General features: G+C 62.2%; 1 pseudogene. It reads left to right on the top strand.

Features of this window, described 5'->3' with window-relative positions:
- A pseudogene (locus tag H8A92_RS40605) lies at positions 1-568 on the top strand (group II intron reverse transcriptase/maturase); the annotation flags it as partial.
- Positions 569-641 lie beyond the last annotated feature (73 nt).

The following is a 641-nucleotide window of genomic DNA, read 5'->3' as shown; positions in this document are numbered from 1 at the left end:
AGTGGTCGGCTTTGAGCGCGAGGACGACGCACGTCGTTTCCTCGATGCGATGCGCGCGAGACTGGAGGAGTTCGAGCTGACGCTCCATCCGGCCAAGACCCGCCTGATTGAGTTTGGTCGCCATGCGGCGGCTCAACGTAAGCAGCGCGGACTCGGAAAGCCGGAAACCTTTGCGTTCATGGGGTTCACATTCATCTGCGGCAAATCACGCCAAGGGCGCTTCCAGCTTCAACGGAAGACCCGTAGCGACCGCATGCGAACCAAACTCCGCGAGATCAAGGAGGAGCTGAGGCGCCGAATGCACTGGCCGATCCCTGCACAGGGGAGATGGCTCAGGCAGGTCGTGACCGGCCACTTTGCGTACTTTGCTGTCCCGACGAATGGCCGAGCGCTCAATGCGTTTCGGTTCTATCTGACCGACCTCTGGAGGCGTACGCTTCGGCGGCGCAGTCAGCGGAACTGTCTGACCTGGGATCGCATAACGCAGATCACCGACGACTGGCTCCCCAAGGTTCGCATCCTTCATCCATGGCCGAAGCTGCGCTTCGCCGTCAAACACCCGAGGTAGGAGCCCGGTGCCTTAATTGGGCTCGCCGGGATCTGCGCGGGGGGCGCCCAGTGATGGGGGTCCCTACCGCGAA

It is taken from the genome of Bradyrhizobium acaciae (genome assembly GCF_020889785.1).
Classification (GTDB): domain Bacteria; phylum Pseudomonadota; class Alphaproteobacteria; order Rhizobiales; family Xanthobacteraceae; genus Bradyrhizobium; species Bradyrhizobium acaciae.
The sequence above is the reverse complement of the archived record's forward strand: the minus strand, read 5'-3'. Positions and strand labels throughout refer to the sequence as shown.